At 41.6% G+C, this 6,814-nt stretch carries 6 protein-coding genes and 1 pseudogene; 3 read left to right on the top strand and 4 right to left on the bottom strand.

Annotation, left to right across the window (positions count from 1 at the left end):
* From D2910_RS16595 to D2910_RS16605, 3 genes and pseudogenes are all read right to left on the bottom strand, one after another.
* Positions 1-632 (bottom strand): annotated as a pseudogene (locus D2910_RS16595) (TrsD); the annotation flags it as partial.
* 15 nt (positions 633-647) lie between these two features.
* Positions 648-872: a hypothetical protein gene (locus D2910_RS16600; protein ID WP_117314278.1), complete on the bottom strand. Its 225-nt coding sequence runs from the start codon at positions 870-872 to the stop codon at positions 648-650.
* A 225-nt stretch (positions 873-1,097) separates the two neighbouring features.
* Positions 1,098-2,060 carry a replication initiator protein A gene (locus tag D2910_RS16605; protein ID WP_117314285.1) on the bottom strand — a complete coding sequence of 321 codons (963 nt, stop codon included), beginning with the start codon at positions 2,058-2,060 and terminating at the stop codon, positions 1,098-1,100.
* 288 nt (positions 2,061-2,348) lie between these two features.
* On the opposite strand from D2910_RS16605, the gene D2910_RS16610 reads away from it, so the two are divergent.
* On the top strand, positions 2,349-2,663 hold the full coding sequence (locus D2910_RS16610; RefSeq protein ID WP_117314286.1) for a helix-turn-helix domain-containing protein: 315 nt from the start codon (positions 2,349-2,351) through the stop codon (positions 2,661-2,663).
* A 141-nt stretch (positions 2,664-2,804) separates the two neighbouring features.
* Here the strand turns inward: D2910_RS16610 and D2910_RS16615 are convergent, their stop codons facing one another.
* Positions 2,805-4,175, bottom strand: a complete 1,371-nt coding sequence (locus D2910_RS16615; protein WP_165850210.1) for a primase C-terminal domain-containing protein — start codon at positions 4,173-4,175, stop codon at positions 2,805-2,807.
* Positions 4,176-5,251: 1,076 nt separating this feature from the next.
* Between D2910_RS16615 and D2910_RS16620 the strand changes: the two genes are divergently transcribed.
* Positions 5,252-6,061 carry a ParA family protein gene (locus D2910_RS16620; protein ID WP_117314288.1) on the top strand — a complete coding sequence of 270 codons (810 nt, stop codon included), beginning with the start codon at positions 5,252-5,254 and terminating at the stop codon, positions 6,059-6,061.
* The gene (locus tag D2910_RS16625; protein ID WP_117314289.1) at positions 6,054-6,518 is read left to right on the top strand and encodes a hypothetical protein; all 465 of its coding nucleotides are present in this window, start codon (positions 6,054-6,056) and stop codon (positions 6,516-6,518) included. Before D2910_RS16620 ends, D2910_RS16625 begins: the two co-directional genes overlap by 8 nt.
* The last annotated feature ends 296 nt before the right edge of the window (positions 6,519-6,814 follow it).

Below are 6,814 nucleotides of genomic sequence, written 5' to 3' on the forward strand. Positions count from 1 at the left end.
ACCTCTTCGTTAAACCACATGAGGTAATTCGTCAGGTTGATGGGCTGCGCGACCTGCATGAGCTGGATCTGCTTCTCTCCCGTATCGTTGATGAACGACTGATAGGCAGATAAGACATTCTCTTTAGCTAGTTCGTTCATGAGCGACAAATTGACAGAGGAGATTTCCAGCACCTTGATCAATTTCCGGTCGGACGATTCCAGGCAGCCGTTCGCAATATTGGCCAGTCCGAGTTCGGTCCGGGTATCGCCTTGTTTCCGGCTCATCGGCAGCGCCCCTTTCGCGTAGTGAAAATTCTTTTTCCGGTGTTTCGCCTGCAGCTTCCAGATGACCTTGTACTGCAGAAGTGATAAATTCTTCCGGATCGGATGCTTGTTCAGCTGAAACACCGTGACAATCATCGCCGGCACGAATGTCACCAACAGGATTTGCTGATTCAGGTGCCCGGCTTTGAAGAGTAAGTAAGAAAGAACTGCACCGAGCAACAGAAACGGCAGCACAATGAAAACATCCTGAAACGAAATATTGCCGTATAAATACTTTTTTGTATCGATATTGAAGGGAAGTTCCACCTTCCCGCGTTCACGCAAGCGCTCCTGGCGCTCCATGTACGAATCCGAACGCATCGCCATCACACACTTTCTGTCTTACAGATTCGTTTGAATGTAATCGATGACCGGTCTGGCCAACAGGAACAGCACCACACCAAGCACACACAGCTTTATACCGTTCTTGAATTTCGGAGATGATTGTTCATCTCCAGCCCATACGCCGATCGCGCAGATCAACAGGCCAATCATAAATACCGTAATGAAGGTCCCTTGCATATCGGTAAACAATGTATTGAGAAAAGCTCCAATGCGATCAAACACGTTTCCACCCCCTTTTGGATTCATTTGACTCTACCTTACTATTTTTGCCTTATTTCTGGCAAGTCATAACCAACAATTTCCCCTGGTTCTTTTTTCCTTTTTTATATCTGCTTGATAAACATAATAAAGACGGGTTATTACTTAACTCCTACTTCATTTATCTTGATTTCAAATAGTTGGAAGTCAATATTTTTTAATCTATATCATAATAAAAAGCGGAAGTCATTAAGACTTCCGCTTTTGCAGGCGTTCGAGTATTTGTTGTTTCTCGGCTTCAAAATCGTTCAGGGTTGAACTCGCTTCTTGATGTTTTGCTTGTTGCTGCTGTTGTTCGGCTTGTTGCTGTTCACGCAGCCACTCGGGGATGATTTCTTTCCGCACCGGTTCAGAGACAGGCGTGTTTTGCTGGTTTAGCCATTTCCGTTTGTCTTCCACCGCTTTTGTCAGCCGGGCCGTGATGCTGATGATCCGCCCCGGTGTCCGTTCCAGTGAATACTGCAAGGCATCTGCATACTGGTAATCCGTCAAGATCCCATGGTGGGCTTTGTAGTGGTTCAGGATATCTATAACCTTTATTTCGTCATCCATCAATCGCTTTTGATTCTTTTCAAGCACTTCCACCAACACACTCGGCAGATCCGATTCATTTTGGGATGGATAGATACTCTTTTCAGTATCACTTAAATCAGTATCGCTAAGTTCAGTATCATTAGTGTTAAACTTTTTAACTTCTTGAGGTAAAGAATTTTGACTTCTTGAAGTAAAAGATTTTAACTTCTGTTGGGGCGCAAGGGTTTCAGCGTCTTCCGAAGGCTGTTTCAGTTCGTCCACATCGGAAAAATCGGCCACTGGTCTCAGCAAATACAGCCGGTTCGACTGGGAAAGCCCCATCCGTTTCTCCTCTAGCAATTCCGCTTTGTGCAATTCCTTTTTGATCTTGATGACGGTGGGCTTGCTGCAGTTCAGAATATCCCCGAGCTCCTGATTGCCGTAAAGAAAATAGATATTCCCATCCGTATCAAACCACCGATTGCGAATGGACAGTTCCAGCCGGTCCTGCAGTATGGCGAAAGCAATTTTCGCATCGTTGCTCAGTTTTTTGTACTGTTCGTTCGTAAAGAACACTTTCGGCAACCGGTAAAATCGCTCGGCGGCCTCTTCCTGTACATTGTATTTTCTGCTCATCATAAAACGCCCCTTCCAAGAATTCTCCGATCGAACGGAAGAGAAATTCCAAAGGCGCGTTCCACAAAAGCCGATTGGGTCAGCTTCTATTCAAAAAGACCTGAAATATGCTATAATCAGGATAAGAACGATTCCTTTGAAATTTCTCTACGCGGAAACTCTGTTATTGACGGTCGCCAAACTACCAATAACAGGGTTTGTAGAGATTTTTTAATATATATCTTAATTTTATGGAATCAGTATAACACGAAACATTCAAAACAGACACGGCTATCTGAAAGGATTCGAGCTATGACCTCCCATTATGAACCCAATATCTACGAAAAAATCGGTGGAGCCTTGAAATCCATACGCCTTGAAAAGAAAATGACCTTAAAAGACATCGAAGCCATCAGCGATCTCTCTGGCCCTATGATTTCAGTAGTTGAACGAGGAAAACAAAACGTTTCCCTCGGCTGGATCGTCCATTACTGCAACGCGCTTCAAATCAATCCAACAGATGTCTTTCTGCGCGCCTTCAAAGACGATTTTCAAACCCAGCAGCTCAATAAAATGTATGAACGTTTCGGTCCTTACAAAACCGATGAAACCGATGAAACCGAATAAGCCCCTGCCAAGTATCTTTTCACTGAAAAGGTGCTTTTTTTATTCCCCTAAACAAAAGAAAAGATTGATGGATAGATACACAACCGATAACCAGGAGAAAAACGAACCCCGTATACAGATATGTATTGGCAGACTGGACAATTAACTGGAATTGAAATTTTTACCATTTATGGTGGCAGCATCAGGGACTCCCACAAGGCGTTCTACTTGGTAGTCCAATTCTCGCAGAACCAGGTGATTGGTGGGCTCAGTTGCGAAGAGCCGGATTGCTTCGATGTACACCGTGCGGTGTTGCTGCTGATAACTGAGCGCACACTGAAGAAGCATCGCAATCGAGGTTAACCCTGTCTGCGCTGCCCGGCCTTTTCCTTTTCGTTTGACCAAGATGTGTTTGGATTTCCGGATGACTTCATTGAACGTGCTGCGGGGAATGCCGATCTCTTCGCACAAAGCTGTCTGCGTGGACCATTTGATGGGCTGATCGATACTCGCGGCTTTTTCGATAAAGGTGAGCACATCTTCTTCCCATTCGCTGTAATGACTGCGGACGCGGTCTTCCCGTTCTTTTTTGTGTTTGTACCAGCCGCCCATCGGATTGTGGATCGCGATTTCCTTGCCGGTGCCCCATGCTTCCAACAGCTGCTGGATATAGTCCTGATGTGCGCCTTTAAATCGGCCTTTATAAGCGCTCTTGAGGATTTTCCGCACTTCGCTGTGCCGTATAGGCGAAGCCAGGGACGAGTTGTATTCATCCAGAAGATCGAGCGTTTCATCCTGCCCTTTGCCGGCGCTATAGCACGCCAATGCGAGGGTAAACATGAGGTTGTCCCGGCCGATCTGCCCTTCGCCCCCTTTTACGTGATGCGTGGCCAAGAGTTCCTGGAACCATTCGGTCTGTGTGGGGTCCAGCGTTTCATTTTTTGAAGGCAGCACAAAAAGCCCTCGGCTTTGATCATCATCCTGGCGTTTGGACCAAGCGATCAAGCTGCCGAAGTCATAGACCATCTCTTCAGAGAACCAGCGCACGTTGTCTTCTTTGGGAATCCGGAAAAAACCGAAGTCATTGCAGGAGATGTCGACTCCCTGCAAAACTCCGGCGAGACTGCGTTTGATGTTTTCTGAGATGCGTTTGGCCACTTTCAGTCCGCGGAAGTCGTTCTGGTTGCTGATGAAGAGGGGTTTTTCAAGGACAAAATAGGCTTGAAAGCCTTTCGGTGTCTCCAAGACCAGTGTCGGGATACCAATGCTGTGATCCAGTGCAGCCGTCAGAATTTCCGTATAGGGCTGCTTTTTCGTGTCAATATCCACCACAAAGGTATTGATTTGCTGCAGGTTGCTTTCTTCATGTCCCTTGACGAACCGCCTGGTTTTGTCCGAATACCTCAAGTAGTTCAGTACATTAGGATTCCAGTGAGAAAGTTCAAGACAATCCTCCAAGAGGGTTTCCTTTGAGGTAATCACATATCCTTTGACACCGAACGGTGTCGCTAGATCTTCCTTGGAACGTGTCACACAGATGGCACCTTTTTTATGTTTCGGGAATTTTTTTTTATCTTTTACGACTTTGGGGAAAGCTGCCTTTGAGTTTTTTGTCTTATATGTATTAATACCTTCATGAAGCACCAGATCAAATATGTTACTCATATTTTCCACAAAGCATCCCCTCCCCGTCTTATGCCAGCTCTTCTAAGTTCTCTATATTCTTTAAGCTAAAGCATGGGGAATGCTGTGTAAATAGCGGTAAATCAAGGTTTTCGAGGTGACAGAAGTAGATATTTCCACTTTTCTACCTGTGCGAGAATGACACTCTTTCTCGCACAGGTAGATATTTCTACTTTTCTACTTTTGTTGGAATGATGTTCTTCCTCGCAGAAGTAGATATTTCCACTTTTCTACTTTTGTTATTATAACTCTCTTTCTCGCAGAGGTAGATATTTCTACTTTTCTACTTTTGTTGAAGTCATTATAATTCTCACACAGGTAGATATTTCTACTTTTCTACTTTCGTTAGAATGATTTTACTTCTCGCAGAAGTAGATATTTCTACTTATCTACCTGTGCAATTATAATTTATGAATTTTAGAATTAAGTTAGTTACTGAAAGCTGGTTTAACAGCAAAAATCAGTACTCTTATTTTTTATTTAAATAACAAAAGTAGATATTTCTACTTTTGTTAGAATGATTATCTTTCTCGCAGAAGTAGATATTTCTACTTTTCTACCTTTGTTGGAATGATTTTATTTCTCGCACAGGTAGATATTTCTACTTTTCTACTTTCGTTAGAATGATTTTATTTCTCGCAGAAGTAGATATTTCTACTTTTCTACTTTTGTTAGAATCATTCTCTTTCTCGCAAAAGTAGATATTTCCACTTTTCTACTTACGTTAGAATAATTCGAATTCTCGCACAGGTAGATATTTCTACTTTTCTACCTATGTATAGTTAAAAGACCAAATATTACAATTGTGTTACATTTTATTTATTATTCTCACAAACTTCTACTTGTGTTATTATCAGAAATATACAGAAGTAGAAGTTTGTTAGGTAGAAGTTTGTAATTAACAAAAAATTCTAGGAGGAATATTGATGACAGCCAAAACAATTGTAGTAGGCAACTTTAAAGGCGGCGTTGGAAAAACCAAAGTCTCTGTAATGACCAGTTGGGAATATGCAAATGTACATAAGAAAAAGGTTCTCTTGGTCGATATGGACCCCCAAGGGAATGCTAGCACTTTAATTGCCCGTTCAGCAGGTATAGAAGAAATAAACAAAACAATCTTTGATGGTTTCAAAGAGGGGAATCTTCAAGACGTCGTTGTGAAAGTGACAGAACATCTTGATCTTATCCCGGCCGCAGTTTCGTTTAAAAACTTTTCGAAGTTTCTATATCAAACCTTCCAAAACGATTTGGAACAAATTACTCTTTTAAAAACTTTGCTCGAACCTTTAAAAGCAAATTATGATTACATTTTCATCGATGTACCACCAACCATAAGCGATTACTCTGACAATGCTATGATGGCTTCCGATTATGTTCTAATTATTTTGCAGGCCCAAGAACTTTCCCTTGAAGGTGCAGAAACTTACGTATCATACCTGCAGTTTATGGCAGATGAATATGAAGCAGACATTCAAGTTCTTGGGGTTTTACCAGTTCTTTTAAGAGCTGGTGGACGTGTGGATCAGAGTACGGTCGAGCGAGCAACAGAGCTTTTCGGTGAAGACAATGTCTTCAAAAATGTCATAAAGCATTTAGAACGCTTGAAAGCGTGGGACATGACGGGGATTAAGAATGAAGATCATCACGATCGTAAAGCACATCAAACGTTCTTAGATGTAGTAGATGAAATTGAAGAAAAACTTGCAAGGTTTGAGGAGGAAAGCGTTCATGTCTGAGAGTCAAAATAAGGGACCTTTGATTAAGAAGAAAACGAAATCAAGCACTCTTGAAAGACCAAGACCTGTAGTTATTAGCAGTCAAAACGACTTCAAATTTACCAATGATAAACAAAATCTTCCACAGTCAATAAATAATCCCGTAGTTAACGAAGAGAAAACTGAACCACGCGATACATTACCAGAAAAAAAATCGACAATTCCTGTTTCCGAAACAAAAACAAAAGCACCTCGTAAAGTGAAATCCGTAGTAGGAAAAAATAATAACGTAAAGTCAATTAAAGTTCCACATGACCTTCATATTCAAATTGGCGTACTTGGTAAGTTCATGGATGAAAATAAAACATACGCTATTATTTCTGAACTTGTTGAGTATTATACTAAGAACGAATTGACTGATCGCCAGCAAAAACAGTTTGATTATATGACTGAGTTTTTTAACGAACAGGACGAGTAGAATCGAAATTATATAACTTAACAAATATCTACCTTGCACAGGTAGATATTTCTACTTTAGTTAGATAGATATTTGCTAAAGTAGAAAATCAAAATTACTCTTACTTGTCTGGTTAAGCGTGACTTATTTTGTTTCTATAGCGAAGTGGGAGGTAGATTATGGCGTATCTTATCCGATCAACGAATGGTGTAATTCTGAGTGATGAAGAACAGGAAACTGTTTTCCACACGAAAGAGGAAGCGCAAGACCAACTTGATTTTTTAACGTTGCACACGACAGAAGAGTGGAAGCTGATT

Origin of the sequence: Planomicrobium okeanokoites (genome assembly GCF_003428875.1) — a bacterium.
GTDB classification, from domain to species: domain Bacteria; phylum Bacillota; class Bacilli; order Bacillales_A; family Planococcaceae; genus Planococcus; species Planococcus okeanokoites.